24 protein-coding genes are annotated in these 24,049 nt (G+C 62.2%); 17 read left to right on the top strand and 7 right to left on the bottom strand.

Annotation, left to right across the window (positions count from 1 at the left end; translation table 11 throughout):
- The first annotated feature begins 550 nt into the window (after nt 1-550).
- Entirely contained in the window at nt 551-2,452 is a 1,902-nt protein-coding gene (locus tag DK391_RS39310; RefSeq protein WP_109483390.1) for a methyl-accepting chemotaxis protein, read from the top strand.
- A 52-nt stretch (nt 2,453-2,504) separates the two neighbouring features.
- Here DK391_RS39310 and DK391_RS39305 read toward each other — a convergent pair whose 3' ends face one another.
- Nucleotides 2,505-3,530, bottom strand: coding sequence for a LacI family DNA-binding transcriptional regulator (locus DK391_RS39305; protein WP_109483389.1), 1,026 nt, complete (start codon nt 3,528-3,530; stop codon nt 2,505-2,507).
- Between the two features lie 243 nt (nt 3,531-3,773).
- Here DK391_RS39305 and DK391_RS39300 point away from each other — a divergent pair, with 243 nt between their 5' ends.
- From DK391_RS39300 to DK391_RS39290, 3 genes are all read left to right on the top strand, one after another.
- Complete coding sequence (locus DK391_RS39300; RefSeq protein WP_109483388.1) at nt 3,774-4,832, top strand: fatty acid desaturase; 1,059 nt, start codon at nt 3,774-3,776, stop codon at nt 4,830-4,832.
- A gap of 18 nt (nt 4,833-4,850) precedes the next feature.
- Nucleotides 4,851-5,174 carry a non-heme iron oxygenase ferredoxin subunit gene (locus DK391_RS39295; RefSeq protein ID WP_109483387.1) on the top strand — a complete coding sequence of 108 codons (324 nt, stop codon included), beginning with the start codon at nt 4,851-4,853 and terminating at the stop codon, nt 5,172-5,174.
- Nucleotides 5,175-5,293: 119 nt separating this feature from the next.
- Complete coding sequence (locus tag DK391_RS39290; RefSeq protein ID WP_162601039.1) at nt 5,294-6,277, top strand: sugar ABC transporter substrate-binding protein; 984 nt, start codon at nt 5,294-5,296, stop codon at nt 6,275-6,277.
- A gap of 121 nt (nt 6,278-6,398) precedes the next feature.
- Here DK391_RS39290 and DK391_RS39285 read toward each other — a convergent pair whose 3' ends face one another.
- Nucleotides 6,399-7,292 (bottom strand): SDR family oxidoreductase, encoded by an 894-nt coding sequence (locus tag DK391_RS39285; protein ID WP_109483385.1) that lies wholly within the window; start codon nt 7,290-7,292, stop codon nt 6,399-6,401.
- A gap of 99 nt (nt 7,293-7,391) precedes the next feature.
- Between DK391_RS39285 and DK391_RS39280 the strand changes: the two genes are divergently transcribed.
- Nucleotides 7,392-8,231: a helix-turn-helix transcriptional regulator gene (locus DK391_RS39280; protein ID WP_109483384.1), complete on the top strand. Its 840-nt coding sequence runs from the start codon at nt 7,392-7,394 to the stop codon at nt 8,229-8,231.
- Nucleotides 8,232-8,243: 12 nt separating this feature from the next.
- Here the strand turns inward: DK391_RS39280 and DK391_RS39275 are convergent, their stop codons facing one another.
- Complete coding sequence (locus DK391_RS39275) at nt 8,244-9,185, bottom strand: LysR family transcriptional regulator (RefSeq protein ID WP_109483383.1); 942 nt, start codon at nt 9,183-9,185, stop codon at nt 8,244-8,246.
- A 110-nt stretch (nt 9,186-9,295) separates the two neighbouring features.
- On the opposite strand from DK391_RS39275, the gene DK391_RS39270 reads away from it, so the two are divergent.
- Entirely contained in the window at nt 9,296-10,807 is a 1,512-nt protein-coding gene (locus DK391_RS39270; protein ID WP_109483382.1) for a CoA-acylating methylmalonate-semialdehyde dehydrogenase, read from the top strand.
- 269 nt (nt 10,808-11,076) lie between these two features.
- Nucleotides 11,077-11,277, top strand: coding sequence for a hypothetical protein (locus DK391_RS39265; protein WP_109483381.1), 201 nt, complete (start codon nt 11,077-11,079; stop codon nt 11,275-11,277).
- Between the two features lie 93 nt (nt 11,278-11,370).
- On the opposite strand, the gene DK391_RS39260 is transcribed toward DK391_RS39265, so the two are convergent.
- Entirely contained in the window at nt 11,371-11,796 is a 426-nt protein-coding gene (locus DK391_RS39260; protein ID WP_109483380.1) for an organic hydroperoxide resistance protein, read from the bottom strand.
- A 312-nt stretch (nt 11,797-12,108) separates the two neighbouring features.
- Between DK391_RS39260 and DK391_RS39255 the strand changes: the two genes are divergently transcribed.
- Nucleotides 12,109-13,122 (top strand): D-cysteine desulfhydrase family protein, encoded by a 1,014-nt coding sequence (locus tag DK391_RS39255; protein WP_109483379.1) that lies wholly within the window; start codon nt 12,109-12,111, stop codon nt 13,120-13,122.
- A gap of 47 nt (nt 13,123-13,169) precedes the next feature.
- Here DK391_RS39255 and DK391_RS39250 read toward each other — a convergent pair whose 3' ends face one another.
- On the bottom strand, nt 13,170-13,718 hold the full coding sequence (locus DK391_RS39250) for a thioredoxin family protein (protein WP_109483378.1): 549 nt from the start codon (nt 13,716-13,718) through the stop codon (nt 13,170-13,172).
- Nucleotides 13,719-13,897: 179 nt separating this feature from the next.
- Here DK391_RS39250 and DK391_RS45660 point away from each other — a divergent pair, with 179 nt between their 5' ends.
- From DK391_RS45660 to DK391_RS39230, 5 genes are all read left to right on the top strand, one after another.
- The gene (locus DK391_RS45660; protein ID WP_275426846.1) at nt 13,898-14,026 is read left to right on the top strand and encodes a hypothetical protein; all 129 of its coding nucleotides are present in this window, start codon (nt 13,898-13,900) and stop codon (nt 14,024-14,026) included.
- Between the two features lie 130 nt (nt 14,027-14,156).
- Nucleotides 14,157-15,566 (top strand): MmgE/PrpD family protein, encoded by a 1,410-nt coding sequence (locus DK391_RS39245; protein WP_109483393.1) that lies wholly within the window; start codon nt 14,157-14,159, stop codon nt 15,564-15,566.
- A 27-nt stretch (nt 15,567-15,593) separates the two neighbouring features.
- Complete coding sequence (locus tag DK391_RS39240) at nt 15,594-15,824, top strand: tautomerase family protein (RefSeq protein ID WP_007579042.1); 231 nt, start codon at nt 15,594-15,596, stop codon at nt 15,822-15,824.
- A 19-nt stretch (nt 15,825-15,843) separates the two neighbouring features.
- Entirely contained in the window at nt 15,844-16,050 is a 207-nt protein-coding gene (locus DK391_RS39235) for a tautomerase family protein (protein ID WP_109483377.1), read from the top strand.
- Nucleotides 16,051-16,163: 113 nt separating this feature from the next.
- Nucleotides 16,164-17,051 carry a LysR family transcriptional regulator gene (locus DK391_RS39230; protein WP_109483392.1) on the top strand — a complete coding sequence of 296 codons (888 nt, stop codon included), beginning with the start codon at nt 16,164-16,166 and terminating at the stop codon, nt 17,049-17,051.
- A 14-nt stretch (nt 17,052-17,065) separates the two neighbouring features.
- Here the strand turns inward: DK391_RS39230 and DK391_RS39225 are convergent, their stop codons facing one another.
- The gene (locus tag DK391_RS39225; protein WP_109483376.1) at nt 17,066-18,025 is read right to left on the bottom strand and encodes a LysR family transcriptional regulator; all 960 of its coding nucleotides are present in this window, start codon (nt 18,023-18,025) and stop codon (nt 17,066-17,068) included.
- A gap of 161 nt (nt 18,026-18,186) precedes the next feature.
- Nucleotides 18,187-18,612: a VOC family protein gene (locus DK391_RS39220; protein ID WP_109483375.1), complete on the bottom strand. Its 426-nt coding sequence runs from the start codon at nt 18,610-18,612 to the stop codon at nt 18,187-18,189.
- 353 nt (nt 18,613-18,965) lie between these two features.
- Between DK391_RS39220 and DK391_RS39215 the strand changes: the two genes are divergently transcribed.
- From DK391_RS39215 to DK391_RS39200, 4 genes are all read left to right on the top strand, one after another.
- Nucleotides 18,966-19,859 carry a PilZ domain-containing protein gene (locus DK391_RS39215; RefSeq protein ID WP_109483374.1) on the top strand — a complete coding sequence of 298 codons (894 nt, stop codon included), beginning with the start codon at nt 18,966-18,968 and terminating at the stop codon, nt 19,857-19,859.
- Between the two features lie 405 nt (nt 19,860-20,264).
- Nucleotides 20,265-20,648 (top strand): response regulator, encoded by a 384-nt coding sequence (locus DK391_RS39210; protein WP_109483373.1) that lies wholly within the window; start codon nt 20,265-20,267, stop codon nt 20,646-20,648.
- Nucleotides 20,649-20,883: 235 nt separating this feature from the next.
- Nucleotides 20,884-23,094: a PAS domain S-box protein gene (locus tag DK391_RS39205; RefSeq protein WP_109483391.1), complete on the top strand. Its 2,211-nt coding sequence runs from the start codon at nt 20,884-20,886 to the stop codon at nt 23,092-23,094.
- Entirely contained in the window at nt 23,084-23,758 is a 675-nt protein-coding gene (locus DK391_RS39200; protein ID WP_109483372.1) for a response regulator, read from the top strand. The genes DK391_RS39205 and DK391_RS39200 overlap by 11 nt, the downstream gene beginning before the upstream one ends.
- Nucleotides 23,759-24,049 lie beyond the last annotated feature (291 nt).

The raw sequence follows: 24,049 nt of genomic DNA, 5'->3' as shown, positions 1-24,049 counted from the left end.
CCCAGGCCGCCCAGGTGGCAAACGGTGTGTCGGCTGTCGCGGCGTATGCGCTTCACTCCGGACTGAAAAGCAAAGGCGGTGTGTCTCGTAGGATCGCCGACGCATAATGCGCGACAACCTACACACCGTTTGCCACCTGGGCTGCAGTGACGGGACGCTGCCGCAGGTTGCACTACGGGTGATTGGAGTGGGGTAGGCGAATATTCGAAGCGATGGCAACGGGCGGTGACTGAGCGGTTGCCGTGTGAAGGATAGGAACCGTTGGGGGCCCGCAGGCAAAGACCGAAGCGGGCGGTGTTAGCCCGCTTTCTTTTGCCTACTTTTCTTTGCGGCGGCAAAGAAAAGTAGGTGCTGCCCCGCACAGGGGCGACGCCTGAAGCACCAACGCCACATCGCGGACGCCAGCAAAACCAAAAGCGAAATCAAAAGCAAACCCAAACCGCGCCAGCACGGGGCACCAAGTCAATAATAAAAAATGCCCTCCATCAAGAACAACCAACCCCACACCGTAATACGCGATTGATAATTCATTCGCACAGGAATCCCCGCAATGGGCATGCGTTCCATCGCAGTCAAGCTAAGCCTCATCTTCGGCGCCGCGCTCGCAACCGTGATCCTCGCGATCACCGTCTACTCGACGCTGAACGTGCGCCGCCAGGCAGTCGACAACTTCAACGACGCGGGTCTCGGCCAGATCCGCCAGATCGACAGCAGCCTGCGCGAAACATTCAAGCGCATCCACGACAACGTCGTGTTCCTGTCGGACCTGCCGCTCGTGCAATCGGCGGATTCGTCGGTCACGAACTATCTGACCCACGGCGGGCAGATGACGCCCGACACCAACGGCGGCGTCGAAACCGACATCTTCCATCTGCTGCAACGCTTCGGCGACAGCCACCCAGACCTGCGCTATGTCTACGTCGGCACGCAATGGGGCGGCTATGTGCAATGGCCGAAAGGCAAGTTCACCAGCGATCACTACGATCCCCGCGAGCGTCCCTGGTACACACAAGCCATCCAGGCAGCAGGCAACGTGCGCCGCACCGCCGCCTACGCGAATTCAGGCGGCGACAACAACGTCATCATCAGCTTCGTGCGCTCGATCCAGAACGCGCAAGGCAAGCCGTCCGGCGTGCTCGGCATGGACATCTCGCTCGATGGCTTCGCGAAGATGATCGGTCAGGTGCGCTTCGGCGACACCGGCTATCTGATGGTCGTCGAAGACAGCGGCACCGTGCTGGTCGATCCGCACGACGCCACCCACAACTTCAAGGCACTGAAGGATCTCGGCGACGGCTACCGCGACCTCGCGGCGATGGCGAACGGCACGCTGTCCGTCGATCTCGGCGGTGCGCGCTACGACACCGTGGTCTATACGTCGCCGGAACTGGGCTGGAAATATATCGGCCTGATTCCGCACGCCGAGATGATGGCTTCGGCCAACCGGTTGAGCTGGATGCTGATCGCGGGTGGGCTGGTCGTGCTGCTGATCGCGCTCGCGCTGACGACAGCGCTCGGCACGCGCCTGATGGCGCCGCTGCGCCAGCTGTCGAGCAGCATGCAGGACATCGCCTCGGGCGACGGCGATCTGACGCAGCGTCTTCCCGTCGGCAGCAACGACGAAGTCGGCGTGCTGGCCGAGCAGTTCAACGCCTTCGTCGAGAAGCTGAATGGCGTGCTGCTCGATATCCGCGGCAGCAGCGCGCTGCTGCGCACGGCAACGGGCGAGATCTCGACGGGCAACGCCGATCTGTCGGCCCGCACCGAGCAGCAGGCGGCCGCGCTCGAAGAAACGGCGGCCAGCATGGAAGAACTGACAGCCGCCGTCAAACAGAATGCGGAGAGCGCGCGTCAGGCAAGCACGCTCGCCAGCGATGCATCCGACGTCGCGCGCCGCAGCCACGAGGCCGTCGAGCGCGTCGTCTCGACGATGACCGACATCAGCGCGAGTTCGAACCGCATCGCCGACATCACGGGAATCATCGAAGGGATCGCGTTCCAGACGAACATTCTTGCGCTCAACGCAGCCGTCGAATCGGCGCGCGCCGGCGAGCATGGACGCGGCTTCGCGGTGGTCGCAAGCGAAGTGCGCAGCCTCGCGCAGCGCTCGTCGAGCGCGGCGAAGGAGATCAAGGAACTGATCGGCGCATCCGTCGATCGCATTCGCGATGGTTCGTCGCTCGCGGGCGAAGCAGGCGAAACGATGACGGAAGTCACGCGCGCCGTTGGTCAGGTCACGTCGATCATGAGCGAAATCGCAGCGGCTTCGGAAGAGCAGAGCCGTGGCATCGCGCAGGTGAATCTCGCCATCACGCAGATGGACGACGTCACGCAGCAGAACGCCGCGCTAGTCGAGGAAGCCGCCGCCGCGTCACGCTCGCTCGAAGATCAGGGGCGGCAACTGGACGAGGCGGTGTCGGCGTTCCGGTTGAAGCCGGCTGCGATGCGGTGAAAGCGCTGCGTGACTCCGCTGCGCCTCGCATCACGTCGTACGCAACCCGCGCTCAGTAAAGCGAGTAGCGTGAGTACGTCTCGATGGGAATGATCGCTTGCGAAGGCACGGCTGCGCCTTCTCGCGCAGCCTTCAGGTGATCGACGGTCGTGCGCAGCATCAGGCGCACGTCCTGCGTCAGCAGATAGTCGATGGCATCGGTGCGCAGCAGCGGCTCCGTGATGCGGTTCACTTCGTGCGTGACATACAGCGTGCGCCCGGTCAGGCCATGCTCGCGCAGCGCCGCCGCCAGCCCTTCGTTGCCGCCCGCGACGTTGTAGATGCCATCGAGCTTGCCATGCGCCTTCAGGAAGCGCGTCGTCGCTTCATAGGTCGCTGCGCCGGAGTCGGCGCCCTTGATCACTTCCACCAGGTTCACATGCGGAAACCGTTGGCGCAATAGCGAACGGAAACCGATCTCGCGATCTTCGTGACAGGTGTACGAGAAGGTCGCGACGATCACCGCGACATCGGGCGCAGGATGCGCCTGCAGATGCCGCCCGATCAGAAACGCAGCCGCTTGTCCCGCCGAGCGGTTGTTGACGCCGACATACGTATGCCGCGCGTCGGCATCCACGTCTGTGATCAGCGTGACGACGGATTTGCCCGCCGCCATGCATTCGCGCAACGCTGACGATGTAGTCACGGTGTTCGTGCAGATGATGCCGATGCCGTCCACCTCAGCCGCGGCCTCGCGGACGCGCGCCGCGACTTCTTCATCCGATACGCCCACGCATCGCACCACCTCGAGTCGCACGCCGTTCGCCTCGAACTCCGCTTCGAGCAGCGCAGCTGTGCGCGTCAGTTCGTCGGTGAAGGCGTCGCCTGCCTGGGCGAGCAGCCGGAACTGATAGACGGCCTGCCGCGCGTGGCCCGCCGATCTCGCCGATGTGCCCGTGGCCAGCTGCTTTAGCGCTACGTCGACTGCGCGGCGCGTACGTGGATGGACGCCCGGCCTGTCGTTGAGCGCACGGTCGATCGTCGCGCGGCTGAGCTGCGTGATCTCCATGAGTTGCTTGAGCGTCGGTTTGCCTTTCATCGGGATTCCTCGGGCGGCGGGGCGTGATGTCTGATGCGCCCATTTTGACTCATCTTGAGGCGTTTGTGTGCCGGGCGGCAAAGAAGCGGTGCAAAGCCTAATGGAATACCCTTGAGACCTCAAAATGAGGCATAAATGACTTTGACGTGTGCTCATAACGAGTCTTAAATGTGCTCAACGATCCACCGCGCCTCAGGCGATACGCCGCCGGATCTCACGTCAAGCCAGCATTGGGAGCCATGCATGTCCGCACCACAAGACAATTCCAAACCGATCACGATGGACGACTGGTACAAATGCCCGCTCGACCGCAAGGTGCTCAAGGAACTGACGCGGCGTAACGATCGCGACGCGCTGGTGTATCTCGGCGTGTTTCTCGCGCTGGTCGCGGGCAGCGGCGTGCTGGCGTGGCTGTCGCTCGGCACGTGGTGGTGCGTGCCTGCGTTTCTGCTGTACGGCACGATCTACGCATTTGCTGAAGCGATGGAACACGAACTCCGCCATCGCACGCCGTTTCGCAGCGAATGGCTGAACGAATCGGTGCACTGGCTGATCTGCTTCATGACATGGCGCGAGCAGATCTATAGCCGCTGGTCGCACGCGCAACATCACACCTACACGCATCTGACGGCCACCATGCCCGCCGATGCCGAAATCGCGGTGAAGCGCCCGCCGAACTATCTGAAGCTCGCGACGGATTTTCTGCGGGTATCGCACGGCATTCATCATGTTGGCAACATCGTGCTGCATAGCCTCGGCATCGTGTCTCGCAGTGCGAAGGCTGTGGTGCCCGCCACCGAATATCGCGCGATGTGCCGCAATTCGCGCATCGTGCTCGGGCTGTATGTGGCCGTGATCGTATGGGCCGTTGCTGCGCATAGCTGGCTGCCCGTGGTGTTTCTGCTGTTGCCGCGTGCATACGGTGCCTGGCTGCATGAACTGCTTGCCATCACGCAGCACACGGGGTTGCGCGAGAACGAACTCGATCACCGCTTTTCGACGCGCACCATCCGGCTCAATCCGCTGCTCCAGTTGCTCTACTGGAACATGAACTATCACGTCGAACATCACATGTTTCCGAACGTGCCGTTCCACGCGTTGCCGAAGTTGCGCAAGGCCATCGAAGCGGATCTGCCGCCGGCCTATGACGATCTCTTCAGCGCATGGAGCGAGATCCTCTACTTCCTGCGCATGCAACGTTACGACGCCAGTTACATGATCACGCCGCGCGTGCCGGGCAAGACGCCGGGTTCGCACACGCAGCCCGCCAGCGACGACACGCTCGCCGCCCAACCACGCTGAACACGAACGGAGCACGCGATGAACATTCTGCAATGGCACCAGGTCTGCGCCTGCGACGACATCGACGAAGAAGACGTCATGGAATTCGAACACGAAGGCAAGCTGTACGCCGTCTATCACACGGCAACGGGTTTCTACGCAACAGCCGGACTCTGCACGCATGAAACCGCGCGTCTTGCCGATGGATTCGTGTTCGGCGAAGTGATCGAGTGCCCGATGCACATGGGGCGCTTCCATATCCCGACGGGCGCCGCGAAGGGCGCGCCCGTCTGCGTGAACCTCGTCACGCATCCCGTGAAAACGGAGGACGGCAACGTGTTCATCGGTCTCGCCGCCGATTGATCCCGCGAGGCAAGGCAATACAACCTGCACGGCGCACAACGCTGGCAGCAACAAACATGGAGACAGCAATGAGATTCCCCATCACGAAGGCTATGTGTATCGCCGCAGCGGTGTTGAGCATGGGCTTCTGCGTGGAAGCGAATGCAGAGCCCGCCGCGCATTTCGATTTCATCACGCATGCGCCCGATTCGGATGCATGGTGGAACACCGTCAAGAACGGCATCAAGCAGGCCGATGACGATTTCAACGTGCAGACCGATTATCGCAATCCACCCAACGGCGATATCGCCGACATGGTCCAACTGGTGAATCAGGCCGCCGCGCGCAATTACGACGGCGTGGTGACGACCATCGCCGATTTCGATCTGCTCAAAGGTTCGGTCTCACGCCTGAAAGCGAAGAACATTCCGTTCGTCACGGCCAATACGGGCACGGAAAAGCAGAGTGCCGATCTCGGCGCATTGCTGCATGTCGGCCAGCCCGAATATCTCGCGGGCAAGGAAGCAGGGCTGCGTGCGAAGGCGGACGGCATCAAGACCTTTCTGTGCGTGAACCACTACGCGACCAACCCGCTGTCGTTCGAGCGCTGCCGGGGCTTTGCTGAAGCCATCGGCGCGGACATGAAGTCTTCGGTGCTCGATGCCGGCACGGACCCAACCGATATCGAATCGAAAGTCAGCGCCTATCTGCGCGCCCATCCGAATACGCAGGCCGTGCTGACGCTCGGGCCGACCTCGGCAGATCCGACCATTCGCGCCGTTACGAAGATGGGACTCGCCGGCAAGATCTGGTTCGCCACCTTCGATATCGACTCCGATGTCGCGAAGGGCATCAAGAACGGCACGATCAAGTTCTGCACGGACCAGCAGCCCTATTTGCAGGGCTATATCCCGGTCGCGATGCTGGCGATCATGCACAAGAATCACAACTCGGATGTCGTGCAGGCACGCAATGAACTGGAGAAGGATCCGAAGTTCATCAAGCGGCTGCAGGATTATGGGCTGAAGCCTGTTTATGAGGCGCGCAATATCAGTTCGGGGCCGGGCTTCATCACGCCGCAGAACATCGAGCAGGTGTCGGCACTCGCCGGGCGTTATCGGTAAGCAAGGGTAGTTCTGCAGGCGTCTCCACCGCCAGCACTTTTCCCACTACGGAATGAGTGGGCGATATGGGCCACTGCATGGCCCATATCGTTTCTTTGCCTTTTACGCACGAGGCAGGACGTTACGCTTCGAAATACACAGGCCGGTCGATATCGGCGAGCAGGACAGGCTGCGTCGGCGTCCAGTCCAGCATTGCGCGCGTTTTCTCGCTCGACGTCGGCACGCTCATGCCTGCGAACACGGCAAACCAGCCGAAGTGGCTGGCGGCTTCATCCGGCGACACGGACACGACAGGCACATTCAGCCGCTTGCCGATCACGGCAGCGATCTCTTTGAACGGCACGCCTTCCTCGGCGACGGCGTGATAACGCGCAGCACCCGTGCCGCGTTCGAGCGCCAGCCGATACACGCGGGCGGCATCGAAGCGGTGCACGCCTGGCCAGCGGTTCATGCCCTCGCCGATATACGCCGACACGCCTTTCTCGCGCGCCAGCGCGATCAGCATTGGCACGAAGCCATGGTCGCCGTCGCCATGCACGGACGGCGGCAGGCGCACCACCGACGCACGCACGCCGCGCGCCACCAGCGCTGTCGCCGCCGTTTCCGTCAGACGCGGATACGCAGCCGATACGGGCACGGCATCGTCGTCTTCCGTCGCGAGCGGCCCTGATGCACGCAGCGCCAGCCCCGAGGTGACGATCAGTTGACGCTCGGAGCCATTCAACACGGAGCCGAGTGTCTCGATAGCCTGCCGGTCCAGTTCGCAATTAGCGGCGAACTTCGAGAAGTCGTGATTGAACGCGGTGTGAATCACGCCGTCCGCTGCGGCGGCACCACGTTTCAGGCTGTCCAGATCTTCGAGCGTGCCGCGCTGCACGTCCGCGCCAGCGGCGGCTAGCGCCTGTGCACCCGCGTCGCTGCGCGTCAGCCCCAGCACCCGATGCCCCGCGGCGACCAGTTCGCTCACCACCGCAGAGCCGACAAACCCCGTTGCTCCTGTTACAAAGACACGCATGATGCAATCCTCCCGGTTCGATGAAGGATTACTATCTGCGTATCGGTTATCGGGGTGAAGTAGTGACGTTTTACAGGTATACAAACTAACAGGATAGGCATGGCCGCGAACGACAATCTGCTGGGCGCCTGGCTGCGGGATCGCCGCACGAAGCTCGATCCTGCTGCGCTGGGACTGCCTGACGTGAGGCGCCGTACGGCGGGACTGCGGCGCGAGGAAGTGGCGCAGCGGGCCAACGTCAGCGCGACGTGGTACACGTGGCTCGAACAGGGGCGCGGCGGCGCGCCGTCGGCGGGCGTGCTCGACCGTATTGCCCGTGCGCTGCTGCTGACGGACGTCGAGCGTGAGCACCTGTTCCTGCTCGGTCTGGGGCGCCTGCCCGAAGTGCGCTATCAGCCGCCCGGCGGCGTGTCGCCGCGCCTGCAGCGCGTGCTCGACGCAATGGAGTACAGCCCCGCCGTCGTGAGGACGTCGACGTGGGACATCGTCGGATGGAATCGCGCGGCGCAGGCCGTGTTGACCGACTACGCCGCGCTGCCGCCGAAGGAGCGCAACATCTTGCGGCTGATCTTTCTCGATCCGCGTGTGCGTGAGGCGCAGCCCGATTGGGAAAGCGTCGCGGGCTTCGTGGTGGCGGCGTTTCGCGCGGACGCTGCGCGTGGCGGCGCGTCGAAAAACATTCAGGCATTCGTCGATGAACTGGGCGCGCTCAGCCCCGAATTCAACGCGATGTGGCGGGCCAACGACGTCCGCGCGAACGACGAAGGCACCAAGGAAATCCGTCATCCCGTGCTGGGTCTGATCGAACTGGAGTATTCAGGCTTTGCGGTGCATGGGCGGCCCGATCTCAGCCTCGTGATCTACACGCCCGCTTCGGATGTCGCCGTGCAGCGCGTCAAGCGGCTGGTCGCACAGTATTCGGATGGCCTGGCGCGTTAATCCGATAGTCCGTCACATAGGAAAGCCGTTGGCGAAGCGCTCGCGCAGATAAGCGACGAACAGGCCCACTGCGCGCGGCACATGCGACGCATAAGGCCGCACGATGTACAACTGCTCGGCGAATGCGCCCGTCACGCGCCAATCCGGCAGCACGACCACCAGCTTGCCCGCCTGCACGGCCGCTTGGGCGGTGAAATCGGGCACCAGCGCGATGCCGAGACTGTCGAGCGCGGCGTCGCGCAAGGTTTCGCTGTTGTTGGCCGAGAACTGGCCGTTGACGGGCAGCGAAACCGGTCGGGCCGCGTTCTTGCGCGCCGATTGGCGCTCGAACGACCACATCGGCTCGCCCGTCGAGCGCGGATAGAACAGGCAGTCGTGCGATGCGAGGTCTTCCGGCGCGTGCGGCGTGCCGCGCTTGCGCAGATACGCGCGCGTCGCGACGATCACGGACTGCGTGTCGCACAGTTTCCACGCCACGTGCGTATCGGGCGGTTCCGCGCTGTGGCGGATGGCGAGATCGAAGCCTTCCGTAGCCAGCGACACGATCCGGTCCGACACTTCCAGTTGCACCCGCACTTCAGGGTTGGCCGACAGAAACTCGTGCAGCTTCGGCACCAGTTGCTGCCGCGCGAGCGCCACGGGCGCCGTCACGCGCACGAGACCGCGCGGCACGCCCGACAGTTCGCGAACCTGCGCGAAGCTGGCGGCAATCTGCGCATATTGCCCGCGGGTGCTGTCGACCAGTTGCTGGCCCGCTTCCGTCAGCCGTACGCTGCGCGTGGTGCGCTGCACCAGCGAGATGCCCGCGGCGCGCTCCAGTTCGGAGATGCGCTGGCTCATGGCCGCCTTGCTGACGCCGAGGCGCGCGGCGGCGGCCGTGTAGGTGCCCTGTTCGGCGAGCATGGTCAGCCAGTGCAGATGCGTCCAGAGATCTTCGATATTTTGCGTATCCATACACTCATTGTTCACAATGGCAAACAGTGATTTCAATGGTAGCCTCTTTCCATCGGGTCCGCAGCTTTCTACACTCTTTTCAACGCCAATCACAAACCAAGGAGTGGGACATGCGAGCCTTTACCGACAGCGCAGACGTGGGACATTTCATCCACGGAGAACGTGTCAACGGAACGGGAAGCCGCAGCCAGGCTGTCTTCAACCCGGCCACGGGGGCGCGCGCCCGCAAGCTGCTGCTCGGCGAGGCTGCCGATGTCGATGCGGCGGTCGCGAGCGCAAAGGCTGCGTTTCCGGCGTGGGCCGACACGCCGCCCATCAAGCGTGCACGCGTCATGCTGCGCTTCCTCGAACTGATGAACCGTCATCGCGACGAACTCGCGGCCATCATCACGGCAGAGCACGGCAAGGTGTTTTCCGATGCGCAAGGCGAAGTGTCGCGCGGCATCGACGTGGTCGAATTTGCGTGCGGCATTCCGCAACTGCTGAAGGGCGATTACACGGATCAGGTGTCGACGGGTATCGACAACTGGACGATGCGCCAGCCGCTCGGCGTCGTCACGGGCATCACGCCGTTCAACTTCCCCTGCATGGTGCCGTGCTGGATGTTCCCGGTTGCGATTGCGGCGGGCAATACGTTTGTGCTGAAGCCGAGCGAGCGCGATCCGTCGGCGGCGTTGTTCATGGCGAAGCTGTTGAAGGAGGCTGGTCTGCCCGATGGCGTGTTCAACGTCGTGCAGGGCGACAAGGTGGTGGTCGATGCCTTGCTCACGCACCCGGACGTCAAGGCGGTGAGCTTCGTCGGTTCGACGCCGATCGCGAACTACATCTACGAAACGGGTGCGAAGCACGGCAAGCGTGTGCAGGCGCTGGGCGGCGCGAAGAACCACATGGTGGTGATGCCCGATGCCGATATCGAGAAGTCGGTCGATGCGCTGATCGGTGCCGCATACGGCTCGGCAGGCGAGCGCTGCATGGCGATCTCGGTTGCGCTGCTGGTTGGCGATGTCGCCGACAAGGTCATCCCGAAGCTCGCGGAACGTGCGCGTACGCTGATCGTGAAGAACGGCATGGAAGCGGACGCGGAAATGGGTCCGATCGTCACGCGTCAGGCGCTGGAGCGCATTGAAGGCTACATCGCCGAAGGCGTGAAGGAAGGCGCGACGCTAGTCGTGGATGGCCGTGGCCTGAAGGTTGCCGGTCACGAAGACGGCTTCTTCACGGGCGGCACGCTGTTCGACAACGTGACGCCGGAGATGCGCATCTACAAGGAAGAGATTTTCGGGCCGGTGCTCGCCTGTGTGCGTGTGAAGGACTTCACGGAAGCTGTCGAACTGGTCAACGCGCATGAATTCGGCAATGGCGTCGCCTGCTTCACGAGCGATGGCAATGTCGCGCGTGAGTTTGGCCGCCGCATCGAGGTCGGCATGGTCGGCATCAACGTGCCGATTCCCGTGCCGATGGCATGGCACGGCTTCGGTGGCTGGAAGCGCAGCCTGTTCGGCGACACGCATGCGTACGGCGAAGAGGGCGTGCGCTTCTATACGAAGCAGAAGTCGATCATGCAGCGCTGGTCGGAGAGCATCGAGAAGGGCGCCGAGTTTGCGATGCCGACCGCGAAGTAACGCGCTTTAACCCTGTTTTAACGTGAATCGGGCAGCCCTTTAAAGAGGGCTGCCCGATTGCATTTTCGGCTTTGGTCTGATGTTTGACAATGCAGATATCTGCATGTGCATGGATCTTCACGGGGTTTCGGGCCTACGTATTATTCCCGATTTGAAAACTGTGAATTCTGCGCAGCCTGGTTTGATGAACGGACGATGAGCGGTAGGCTGTGATCATTGGCCGACGTTGGAGAAGCAACGTGATGGCCGGCTCTACAGAGGAACAGATCATGAAGCGCGAATCTTTGAATTTCCGCAATATCGACGACCATAGCGGCGCAGGCGTACGCGCCCGTGTCGAGGTTGTATCGAGCGACAAGGCACAGGCAGCCGCCATTCCGCGCAACTGGGCGTGGGCCCACGTCAGCGATTCATACGACTGGATGGATTCGCATAGCCCGGCCGTCGTCACGGACTTGCTGGACGACTAGGCGCTCGGGCAATTGCCGTTTGAATCGGCAAAGGTGTATTGCTGGCCGCGTGGTGAAACAGGCGGCCAGCGTACTTAACAGCGAGTGAGTGCGTCAGGCAAGCGTGAGCTTCACGTCGATGTTATTGCGTGTCGCATTCGAGTAAGGGCACACGATATGTGCCTTGTTGATCAGATCTTGCGCGGCAGCGCGCTCCATACCCGGCAATGAAATTTTCATCTCGACTTCGATGCCGAACCCATTTGGAATCGGCCCGATCCCGACACTGCTATCGATTGATGCATCCGCGGGCATTGCGATCTTATCGCGTGCGGCAACGAATTTCATCGCACCGATAAAGCACGCGCTGTAACCTGCGGCGAACAGCTGTTCCGGATTGGCACCATCGCCACCTTGTCCGCCCAGTTCCTTGGGTGTCGTCAGCTTGAAATCGAGGTTCGCCGCGGGCACCGTCGCGCGGCCATCGCGGCCTCCCGTTGCCGTTGCGTGTGCAGTGTAAAGCGCCTTTTCGAGCGACATGGCAAAGCTCCTTCGTTGAAGTCCTGCGTGGTGTTGGAAGACTGTAGTCCAGGCCTGTTTCGATGTGTTGAGCGTGCTCACCGCAATAGCAGTTGAGCTGGCCACAAGCTGCGCGCAAGCCGCGCGCCCGCTTCGCCCCGCCGTTCAGTTTCGCCCAGACGTGTGGCGAGCACATTGCATAGTGTTGCAAAGCTCGCGTTTTCCTGCAGACGAGGTCTCGCCGCGTAACCGGCAGCGTCGTACCGGAAGCGTTGCAGGCGGCAATGCGCTACCATCTGCGCGTCGCATGACGCCGTTACTGGAGCCATTTGCATGTCGAACGCATCATCCGTTGATCTCGCACGCTTTCCTCGCTATGAATTGATCGAGGGGCCGACGCCCATCCAGCATCTCGGCCGCCTGAGCAAGCTGCTCGGTGACGTCGATATCTATGTGAAGCGCGACGATCTGATGGGCCTCGGCGGTGGCGGCAGCAAGCTCAGGAAGCTCGAATTCCTGATCGGTGAAGCGCTCGCGCAGGGTGCAGACACGATCATCACGGTCGGCGCACGGCAATCGAATCACGCGCGGCTCACGGCGGCTGCGGCCGCACGCGCGGGCCTTGCGTGCGAACTCGTACTCACGCGCATGGTGCCGCGCGATGACGACGATTATCTGCACAACGGCAACGTGCTGCTCGATGCGCTGCTGGGCGGACAGATCCACGATCTGCCGGGCAACGCGAATGCGATGGCGTTCGCGCAGAACCGCGCTGAAGCGTTGCGCAAGCAGGGACACAATGTCTATCTGGTGCCGCTGGGCGGGTCGTCTGCCGTCGGCAATCTCGGCTATGCGGCGTGTGTTGCGGAGATCCTCGAACAGGCCCGCGAACAGGGTATGAGGTTCGATCGCATCGCGTTGCCCAATGGCAGCGGCGGCACGCAGGCAGGACTCGTCGCCGGACTGATCGCGCTCGGCGAAGACCCAACGTGCGTCGTCGCCCATCACGTGCTCGCGACATACGACGACACCTTGTCCAACACCCGCCAGAAAGCGAAGGAAACGCTCGCGTTACTGCGTCCCGAGCTGGTGTTAGCCGATGAGAGTGTGATTGTCGCGCAAGGGCAGCGCGGCGAGGGCTATGGCATTCCTACCGACGCGATGCGCGAAGCCCTACGTCTTCTGGCGAGCACGGAAGGCCTGTTGCTCGACCCCGTGTACAGCGGCAAGGCGTTCGCGGGCCTGCTGCATGACATCAGAAGCGGCGTGTTCGCACCCGGCGCAAAGGTACTGTTCCTGATGACGGGCGGCTTGCCGGGGCTTTATGCGTATCGCAGCGCCTTTTGAATGGACCGCGCAGCGCAAGCGTCACGTGTGAGCTTGCGCCGCAAACCTCAGCCCGCACGCGCCAATTGTGCGCGCACGGCGGCATCGATCTGGTCGTAATCGCCTTCGCCGAAATGGCTGAAGACGATATGCCCCTGCTTGTCGATCAGATACACGGCGGGCCAGTACTGATTGCCGTAGGCGTTCCAGGTTGCGTACTGGTTGTCCTGCGCGACGGGATAATGCAGCCCATATTCGGCAATCGCCGCCTTGACCTTATTCGTCTCACGCTCGAATGCATATTCGGGCGTATGCACGCCAACCACGACCAGACCCTGATCCTTGTACTTCTGATAGAGCTTCTCGACATGCGGCAGCGTATTCACGCAATTGACGCAGGTGTAAGTCCAGAAATCGACGAGTACCACTTTTCCGCGTAACTGCTGCATGGTCAACGGCGATGAGTTGAGCCATTGCGCAATGCCGGTGAATTCCGGGGCCGCGCGATTGTTTTCGACGGCAGCGGCGGGCGCCGCGCTATTGACGACAAGTGCGCCGAGTCCTGCGACGGCAGCAATCGCGACCACGGTAGTCAATGTTTTGATTCGGGAGAACATGGCGTCGTCCTTTGATTGAGTGACATGGACGTATTGGAACGTTCACGCGTATCTGCGCTGTGTCGCGATGTGGCGCATTTGAATCGTCATGTATCAGAAGCGGGTTGCGATACATTGAGACACATATGGCGGCGTGGTCTGCGCTATAACAACGCCATCGTTCAATGCTGGAGGCAACCATGAAACGGCTTCTCGCCATTCTTTTCTTTCTTGCGGGTGGTCTTGCCACCGAGATCGCGCATCCGGTTCAGTGCACGCTCATGGCAGCAAGTGGTGTGCAGCAGAAACGCCGGAGAAATTCGGCGTAATGCGCGGTGTGCGGATCGCGTCAGGGGACTATCAATGCAACAGATAACGGTATCGAAACCCTTCGCTTGATCTGCATGACGAGCGGTGCGACATTGGGTCATCTGATCTACACGCGAGACGATGATTCATATGAACGCGCTTACCGCTGTCGAACGGATTGGCCGGTTTGCCAACCTTGCCAGTTCCCGTGATCTCACGCCGCCGACGCGGCATCTGCTCAAGCGAAACATCCTCGACAGTCTGGGTTGCGCAATCGCCGCGTTGCCGGGCAAGCCGTTCGGTGCACTCAGGGAACAGTTCGACGAATACGGCAGCGGCGGCCGCTGCTCGCTGCTCGGCGGCGGTTCGACTTCGCCCGATCAGGCGGCGTTATATAACTCGGCGCTCGTGCGCTATGTCGATTTGCTCGACAGTTATATGTCGCCGGGTGGTTTATGTCATCCCAGCGACAATTTCGGCGCAGTGCTCGCTGCTGCCGAGCATGCATCGGCGGACGGCGAAGCATTCATGCTGGCGCTCGCGGTTGCGTATGAAATCGGTTGTCGCATTACCGCGGTCGTGCCCGTGATGGCAAAGGGCTTCAATCACGCGATTCAACTGGCCGTTTCTTCCGCGGCTGCGTCGGGAAAGCTGCTCGGACTCGATGCGCAGCAACTGTCGCATGCCATCGCCATTGCAACCGTCGATAACATCTCGCTCTCTTGCGTGCATTCCGAACCGGTGTCGTACTGGAAGGGCTTTTCGCCGGGCATCACCTGCATGCGGGCGATCTATTCGGCGTCGCTGGCAAAGCGGGGCTTCACAGGTCCGCTGCGTCTGTTCGAAGGACCGAATGGACTCGTGCGCATGTTCGACCAGCCTATCGACGTGAACTGGGAAGATCCCAGCCTCGAAGTCGTGCACCAGACCGTGATGAAAAAGTATTGCTCGCTGATTCATGGTCAACCCGTTCTCGAAGCCACGCTCGCACTCAAACGCGCACATGGCCTCGCCGGCAGCGATGTCGAAAACGTGACGTGCGACATCTTCCAGATGGGCTACGACATCGCAGGCGGTGGCGGCTTTGGCGCGAAAGACGATCCGCAAACCAAGGAGCAGGCGGATTACAACCTGAAGTACCTGATCGCTGCCGCGCTGCTCGACGACGAGGTCGGCCCCGCGCAACTCGAACCCGCACGCGTGCAGGCCGCCGACGCGCAGGCGCTGCTCAAGCGAGTGACGGTCCGTCCCGACGCTGCGGTTTCTGCTCAATACCCGCAGGCATTGAATACGCGCGTGACCATCCGCTGCCGCGATGGCCGCGTGGTGTCGAAGGAACATGTCGGCTTTGAAGGCGGACTCGACAACCCCTTTACGTGGGAACGAACCGTCGAGAAATTCAACTGGCTGAGCGAGCCGTATGCGGACTCCATTCTGCGCGGCCAGATTGTCGAACTGGTGTCCCGGCTGGAAGAGCATACCATTGCGGAGTTGATGCAACTGCTCACGCAAGTCAGCCGGGAAGCGGTGTACCCGGCAACCCACCCGGGCATTCAATGATGGATCGAAACATACAGGAGATATCGGATGGCCCTGATTTCATGTGATATGCGCTACGGCAGAACGGACGAGCAGAAGCGGCAGCTTGCAGCAGGTTTGCTGCGTGTGGTGAGCGAAGCGACGGGCGAAACGAAGAACGACATTTTCATTGTCTTTCGTGAAGGCCGAGGCATCAACTTTGTCGAGCATGGCGAACATCTGCCGGAATACGTGGAAGGTGCCGCTAACGACAAAGAACTGATCAGTCGACTCAAATAGACCACGCAGGAGCTTGAGCATGCCTTTTATCGAATGCCATATTGCAGCGGGCTTGACGCCTGCGCGCCGCGAGCAGTTGATGCGCGACATCATTCAGGTGACGCACGATGCGATCGGTTCCGATCCGAAGATCATCAATGTGATCCTGCATGAGCATCCACGCGAAAACATCAGCGTGTCGAGCCGCATCAATGGCGAAGACTTCAAGGCTGCAAATACAGCCTGATCGCAATCACCGTGCCGGTGAGCGCACCGGCTTTGGTGTACGATGACCATCGGCTTGCGCCGCAGCGCAATGCGGGCCTTGAAGGCCTTGTCGATCTCATCGAGGTGCAAAGCATGGATGTCGCCGACCTCAAGGTATTCGAGGCAGTGGCCCGTCATGGCAGCATGAACCGGGCAGCTGCCGAACTTCATACCGTTCAGTCCAACGTGACAGCGCGAATCCGCTCTCTCGAACGGGAAATCGGTGTTGCGTTATTTCAGCGTCATGTGCGCGGCGTGAGCCTCACGCCTGCCGGACAACGCATGTTGCCGTACGCCGCACGCATCGGCAAACTGCTCGCCGACGCGCGCCTCGCAGCACTAGACGACGGCCCGCCTGCCGGTGCACTCGCGCTCGGCACACTCGAAACCACGGCGGCGTTGCGGCTGTCGCCTATCTTGAGCAACTTCGCGCGCCTGTATCCGCAAGTGCGGCTGTCATTGACAACGGGCACGAGTTGCAGCCTCACGGAAGAGGTCGCGGCGTGCAAGCTCGACGGCGCTTTTGTTGCCGGGCCCGTCGAACATCCTGATCTGCATGCGGAAATGATCTACCAGGAAGAACTGGTGCTCGTGACGCCGCGCAATCTGCGCACGCTGGATTCGCTCAATACGGTGCCCGAGTTCAAGACGATCGTGTTCCGCCTCGGTTGTTCGTATCGTCAGCGGCTCGAAGCGCTGCTTGCGGAAATGGGTATCGTGACGGCCACGCCGCTCGAATTCGGCTCGCTGGACGCGATCATTGCATGCGTGGCGGCGGGTATCGGTGTGACGCTGTTGCCGCGCGGTGTGGTGACGGCAGCCGCCGAACAGGACATCGTGACGATCCATTCGTTGCCGCCCGAAAAGGCACAGGTCGCCACGCTCTTTATTCGCCGCCACGACGCGTATGTATCGAGTGCGATGCAGGCTTTCGTCGAAGTGGCGCGTTCGCGTCTCGGTCCGGTGATGGCGGCTGCGTAAGCCGCTTCATTCGTTCAGGCAGCCTGCTGCTGGGCGTCGTCGATGTCTTCGAGTAAGTGCGCTCTGCGCCGCGTATCGTTGAGCCGAAAGAACTCGGTGCAATAGTCGATAAACGTCCTGAAGCGCGCAGGCAGCAACTCCCGGTGCGAATAGAACAGGCAGATCTCCACGTCGCTATCGGAGATCGCGCAGCCATGCAGAACGGGCACGAGCTTGCCCATTGCCACGTCTTCCCGCGCCATGGCTTCCGGCAACTCGGCAATCCCCGCGCCTGCCAGTGCCGCAGCACGCAGCAGCACATCGTTGCCATCCATCGACGACATCGGAATCACCTGCACCGGCGCGCCGTTTTCGATCACCTGCACGTAGTTGGTATTGCGCTGGCGCGATTGCGACGACAGCAGCAGGAAGTGCCGGGCGAGATCCGCGGCGCGATGCGGCGTGCCGCGCTGCGCGAGGTAATCGGCGGACGCGACCAGCGCGCGCGACGACCGGAACAGCGTGCGGCGGATCACAGCCGACTGCTCGACCTGATGCGGCGGCAGCATTGCCATGTCGAACTGGCCGTCGTACAGGTTGACGGTGGTTTCTTCGACGGACACCACCAGGTTCACATTCGGCGCGACCGCACGATAGCCCGACAGGAACTGCGAAAAGGTTTCGCTGACCAGCATGGGATGAATCACGAGCCGCAGCTTGCCGCTATCCACTTCGCGTTCGCGCATGATGCGGCGATTGGCTTCGTCGAGTTCTTCGAGCAGCCGGCAACAGCTCAGATAGTACGATTGCGCCTCTTCCGTCAGCGTGACGGAGCGCGTCGTGCGATGGAGCACGCGCGTCTGGATGGATGTTTCCAGCTTCGCAATCGCCTTGGAAATGGAGCCGGTCGTTACGCCCAGCGAGGCGGCCGCCTTGCTGAAACTCTGGTGCTGCGCCGCCGAGACGAACGCCCTCAACATATAAAGCTGATCCATGCTCCACCTCTGCTCCGTTGCTGCCCGACTGCACTGGCATCACTCTAGCAACAGATCGCGAGGGGAACGCGCGGTTTGTTTTGATAGGGGTATCACCCGCGGTGATAGGTCACGGGCGCGGGCTTCTCTACGCGCAATGGGCAGCGGAGGGCGAGGGGCGCTCAGCCTGCCGCCTTGATACGCGGATCGAAGTCGAATTCGAGCCGGATGCCGCCGGGTTCGAGGATCATCGTGTGGCGCTTCGGACCCGCGCCGAGATTTTCCGGCGCGAACTCGACCTTGACGCCGGGCCACTTTGAGACACGCTCGAACACGTCGTTGAACACTTCTTCGCTGGCCACCCGCAACGCCAGATGATGCAAGCCGACGTTGGTCTTGCGGTCGAATGCGACCAGTCCGTCCTGGTTGGTGACTTGCCACAGTGTCACCATCGTCTGTCCATCCGAAACGAACGCGGCGGGGTAGTCGGGCTTTTCGCCAACCTGCTTCCAGAGCAGGCATTCGATGAAGAAATCGCGCGTCGCCTTGAGGTCGCGGACGGCGAGGCCAACGTGATCGATGCCGGAGGTGAGTGCCTGGGTAGTCATGTCGAACCTTCCTGTGCAGTGAGCGGGCGGCGGGTCGGGTACCTGTCTTGTGATAGCACGCGGAGCGTGCGAGCGCACCGCACGGACGCGGGGCCGGTTCGCGGATGCCGGATTGGCGGCCATTATAGGGACGCGGCGGGCCGATCATTCTTGAACCGCGGGAAACCATTATTTGCTGCGCCGGCATGGCATGCGCCACGATTTTGCTTTCGTCTACGGAAACAATCGGACGGCAGTCGTGCAAGACAAACGTTTGCCAGGTTGGTTCTGACGCCTGTGTCGTGCATACTTGCGTGCCTGCACGCGAATCACCGTTGCGTTGCACAAGAACATTGGAGAGGAGAACAGGAGTCATGCCGTTGGTGCCGCTGTCGCAACGGGAAGTCACGATCGGGGTTCCGCTGCCGTTTTCCGTCTACACGGCGGAAGGCAAGCTGCTGATGGGCCGCGGCCACATCGTGCACAGCGCGGTGCAATGCGAGCGGCTCTTTGCGCTCGGGCCGTTCCGGCACCTCTTTCCCGGCGAGCGCCGCGACGACATCAAGGCCGACGACGCCGCGCCTGCACCGGCGGCACGTGCGCGACGCGGCCACGACGACCAGACGCTGGTCGGTCCCTTTCCGACCTCGGGCTGCACGCCCGAAGACTTCGTGATCACCCTCGCAAACGGTCCGGCTGTGTCGTCGCGCACGCGCTACGTCGGGACGCTCGACGACGTCAGCCTGCTGCTGGCGGGCGAGGGTGTCGATCCCGCGTTCGTGCCGGGCGAGACGGTGGAAGGGCAATTCATCGCCGGGCGATACCGGCATGCTTTCGAATCGGAAGTGCTCGGCCGGCATACGGCGCCGTTCGATGTGCTGTATCTGCGTTACCCGAAGGAAGTGCGTTCGCGCGCGTTGCGGCGGCATGTGCGGGTTGGCATCGACGTGACTGCGCGGCTCTCGCGCAATGATCTGCCGATGGCGGGGACCGAGGTGCGGGCGGTCGATCTGAGTGCTGCGGGTGTCGGCTTGCTGGTGAATGCCAATGCCAATTCCATCGCGCCTGGCGAGCACTTCAAGCTCTCGTTGCCGCTGGCTCGCGCGGGGCGCGTGCGGACGGCGCCGCTCAACTGCATTGCGAGGAACCGCCGCACGAAGGGCGGGGAAACGCTGGTCGGCGCGGAGTTTGGCGATACATCCGGCGATGTGCGGGCGCTCGTCAACGACTATGTGCTGGATGTGCTGACGGGTGCCGTGCAAGGCTGAGCGTAGACAGCCGCGCGGGCTGTCCAGAACGGAACGGCGCAACGAGAAAAAGCCGACGATGCCGTCGGCCAAACCGGTTTCCACGCTTACGAGGGGGTGCATGGAAACCGACGCCATCATACGGTCGGCAACATGAAGCAAAGCTTAAGGGCGGCTCGCAGCAGCGGCAGCGGCTCGCCGTAACCATTCAGGATGCCCGCCGCAAATCCCGACACACAAAGCCCCACCGCAGCCATACGTCCGACAGCCTGCACAGCCTTGCTGGGCGGGGCGCGACGGCACATGGATGCCCCGGACTATACCTACATATGATTCTCGCGAGACGGCGATTCCCATAAGATGGACTCACCTTGAACGGCATTACGCAAACCGTGCCGTCGTAACCTAACGGCCGAGGACAGTCGCTTGCACAACCATCCGATCGCTTCCGTCATCGACGACGACGAATCCGTCCGTACTGCGATGTCGAGCCTCGTTCGCTCGCTGGACTGGGATGTCCGGCTTTACGCATCGGCCGAGGCGTTCCTCGCATCCGGTGCGGCGACGCAGGTCGCGTGCATCATCTCGGACGTGCAGATGCCTGGCATGAGCGGTCTCGACATGTATCGTCATCTGCTCGACCAGGGTGTGACGCAGCCCATCATTTTCATCTCCGCTTTCGCTTCCGACGCCATGCGCCGCCAGGCGCTCGATCTCGGCGCGCTATGCGTGCTGACCAAGCCCGTCGATGGCGCCGAAGTGTCGCGCTGCCTCGCGCGGCTCGGCCCTGACAGTTCGCAGGGCGCATGACGCAAGCGCGCGCCGCGGCGGCGTGGCCCTATGAAATGGCTTTTAGATGTATTCGGATAGAATCCATTCCGGATCGAAATGGGCCGGCTTCCTGGGTGTCCAACCGTCGAGCGACGCGTGCCGCGGCGCCAATCAGGGTTCCGTCGCCCGCTATCAAACGCTCGCGAGGAACGCCTATGCCGACGATGTGCCGCCCGCTCCACTCTTCAGCCCTGTTGCGCGTCCACGGAGCGTCATGATGTTCCGACAGGGCGCAGCCATGACGTCGTCGACCGACGCACGCGTTCTCTTTGTTCTTGCCGCTATCGTCGGCGTCGGCGTCTTTCTGATCGACGCGCTGACGCCGCTCGACATCGCCATTGCCGTGCTCTATGTGGTGGGCGTGCTGCTGATCGCGTCGCCGGGATCGCGGCAGGCCGCGATTGCGACGGCATCGACATGCGTGTTGCTGACGCTCGTCGCTTTCCTGATGTCGCACGACGACAACTACTCGGGCGGCTCGATCGCGCGGTGTGTCGTGAGCCTGCTCGCAATCGGCACGACCTCGTTTCTCGCGCTGCGCAATCAGGCCAACACGGCACGCCTGCAGGAACAGATCCAGTTGCTGAACCTCACGCACGATGCCATCGTCGCGTACGACATGAGCGACCGCATCACCTTCTGGAATCAGGGTGCGGAAGCGCTTTACGGCTGGCGCGCCGAGCAGGCCATCGGCCAGCGCATCCACGAGCTGACGCAAACCAGTTCGTCGATTCCGCTCGACGAACTGCGCGACGCGGTGGTGCGCGAAGGCCGCTGGGAAGGCGAATTGCAGCGCGTGCGCAGCGACGGCAGCACGGTGATCGTGGCGAGCCGTTTCGCGTTGTGGCGCGACGACAAGGGCAAGCCGCGCGCCGTGCTCGCGACCAACAACGACGTCACGGTGCGCAAGCGCATGGAAGCCGAGTTGCAGCGTCAGCAGGATGAGTTGCGCGCGACCATCGACGCGATTCCCGGCATGGTCTGGAGTTCGTCGCTCGACGGTGAAGTGAGCTATATCAACCGCCGCTGGAACGAACTGGGCATTTCGTTGACGGATGGCGCAGATGGCAGCGGCGACGTGTGGACATCGATCGTGCATCCCGACGACTGGCCGGCGATGCACGCCGCGTGGCGCGGCGCGATTGCGACGGGCAAGCCGTTCGACAACGAGTCGCGCATCCGGCACAGCAACGGTTCGTACCGGTGGATGCACATCGGCGCGGAGCCGCTGCGCTGTCCCGATGGGCAGATTCTGCGCTGGTACGGCGTCAATACCGATATCGAGGAACGCAAGCAGGCCGAGCAGGCGCTGGAACGCAGCGAGGCGTTTCTATCGGATGCGCAGCGGCTGAGCCGCACGGGCAGCATCGCGTCGCGGCTGCCGGCGGGCGAGATGTGGTGGTCCGACGAGGTCTACCGGATCTTCGAATACGCGCCCGACTACACGCCGGGCATCGAACTGATCCTCGCGCGCACGCATCCCGACGATCTCGCGCTGGTGCGCGACGCGTACGAGGCGGGACTCGCGGGCGCGCCGTATGTCGATGTCGAGCATCGGCTGCAGATGCCCGATGGGCGTATCAAGCACGTGCATTACGTCGCGCATCTGGCGGTGCCGCAATCGGCCAGCATCGAATACGTGGGTGCGCTGATGGATGTGACCGAGCGGCAATTGGCGCAGGAAGCGCTCGACCGCTCCACGGCCGAACTCGCGCACGTGACGCGGGTGACGATGCTGGGCGAACTGGCGGCATCGATTGCGCACGAGGTCACGCAGCCGCTTGCCGCGATCGTCACGGCGGGCGATGCCGCGACGCGCTGGCTGAACCGGGCGAAACCCGATCTCGGCGAAGTCGGGCAATCGATCAATCAGATGGTGCGCGATGCGAAGCGTGCCAGCGACGTGATCCGCCAGATACGGGCGATGGCGCAGAAGCGCGATCCGAGCCAGGCGGTGCTCGACCTGAACGGTATCGTGAGAGAATCGATCGAGCTCGTGCGACGCGAGCTGGACGCTGCGCGCGTCGAACTGGAAGTGAGTTACGCGGAGCCACCGCCGTTCGTGTGCGGCGACCGTGTGCAACTGCAGCAGGTCGTCATCAATCTGGTGATGAACGGCGCACAGGCGATGGCGGGCGTGACGGGGCGCGCGAGACGCATGCGCATCGGCACGCGGCTGGTGGACGGGGAGCACGGGCAGGTCGCCATCGAAGATTCGGGCACGGGCATCAGCGCAGAGAACGTGGGGCGGCTTTTCAACGCGTTCTTCACAACGAGGGCGGACGGCATGGGCATGGGCCTGTCGATCTGCCGGTCCATCGTCGAGGCGCACGGCGGACGCATCTGGGCCGAGTCGGAGGAAGGACGGGGCGCCACGATGCAGTTCGTTTTGCCGATCGATAAAGGAACGTGCAATGAGCAGTGATGAAATGAACGACGCGAATCAGTCGATCGTCTATGTCGTCGACGACGACGATTCGATGCGCGCGGCCGTGTCGATGCTGTTGCGCTCGGTGGGCTTGCGGGTGGAGGTATTTGCATCTGCGCAGGAGTTTCTGTCGTTTGGCAAGCCGGATGTGCCGAGCTGTCTGATTCTGGATGTGCGGCTGAAGGGGCAGAGCGGGCTGGCGGTGCAGGAGCAGATCGCAGCGGGCGATGTGCGAGTGCCGATCATTTTCATGACTGCGCACGGCGATATCGCGATGTCGGTGAAGGCCATGAAGGCCGGGGCGATGGATTTTCTCGCCAAGCCGTTTCGCGATCAGGACATGCTGGATGCAGTGGCCAATGCGTTGGCGCAGGATGAGGAACGGCGCAAGGCCGAACGTTCGGTTTCTGATCTTCGGCGTCGATATGAGTCGCTGACGCCGCGTGAGCGGGAAGTGATGGCTTTTGTTGCCAGCGGGCTGATGAACAAACAGATTGCTGCTGAGATGAATCTCAGTGAGATTACTGTGAAGATTCATCGAGGGCAGGCCATGAAGAAGATGGAGTCGAGATCCCTCGCTGATTTTGTGCTCAAGGCTGAGGCTTTGGGGGTTAAGGTTTTGGATGGAGGTGGTTCGGCGCGGACGCAGCGGGGGGTGTAAGGGTTATTCGCTGGCATCCGCTTTTTGTTAGTGGTCTGCTAGCGTTGCCCCTGTGCGGGGCGGCACCTACTTTTCTTTGCCGCGGCAAAGAAAAGTAGGCAAAAGAAAGCCGCTGAACACCATCCACTACGGTCCTTGCCTGCGGGCCCCCAGCCGGTCCTATCCTTCATGCGGCATCGATTCTCTTGATGCCTGCTGCCAGCGCTCTTTAAGAGCGCATCACCCTCTTCAAACACCCGCGTCTCAGCGAGCCTTACCAGTTCGGCCCAGGCCGCCCAGGTGGCAAACGGT

The sequence above is a fragment of the Paraburkholderia sp. C35 genome (assembly GCF_003121405.1).
Taxonomy (GTDB): domain Bacteria; phylum Pseudomonadota; class Gammaproteobacteria; order Burkholderiales; family Burkholderiaceae; genus Paraburkholderia.
This window is presented reverse-complemented; position numbering and strand designations above follow the sequence as displayed.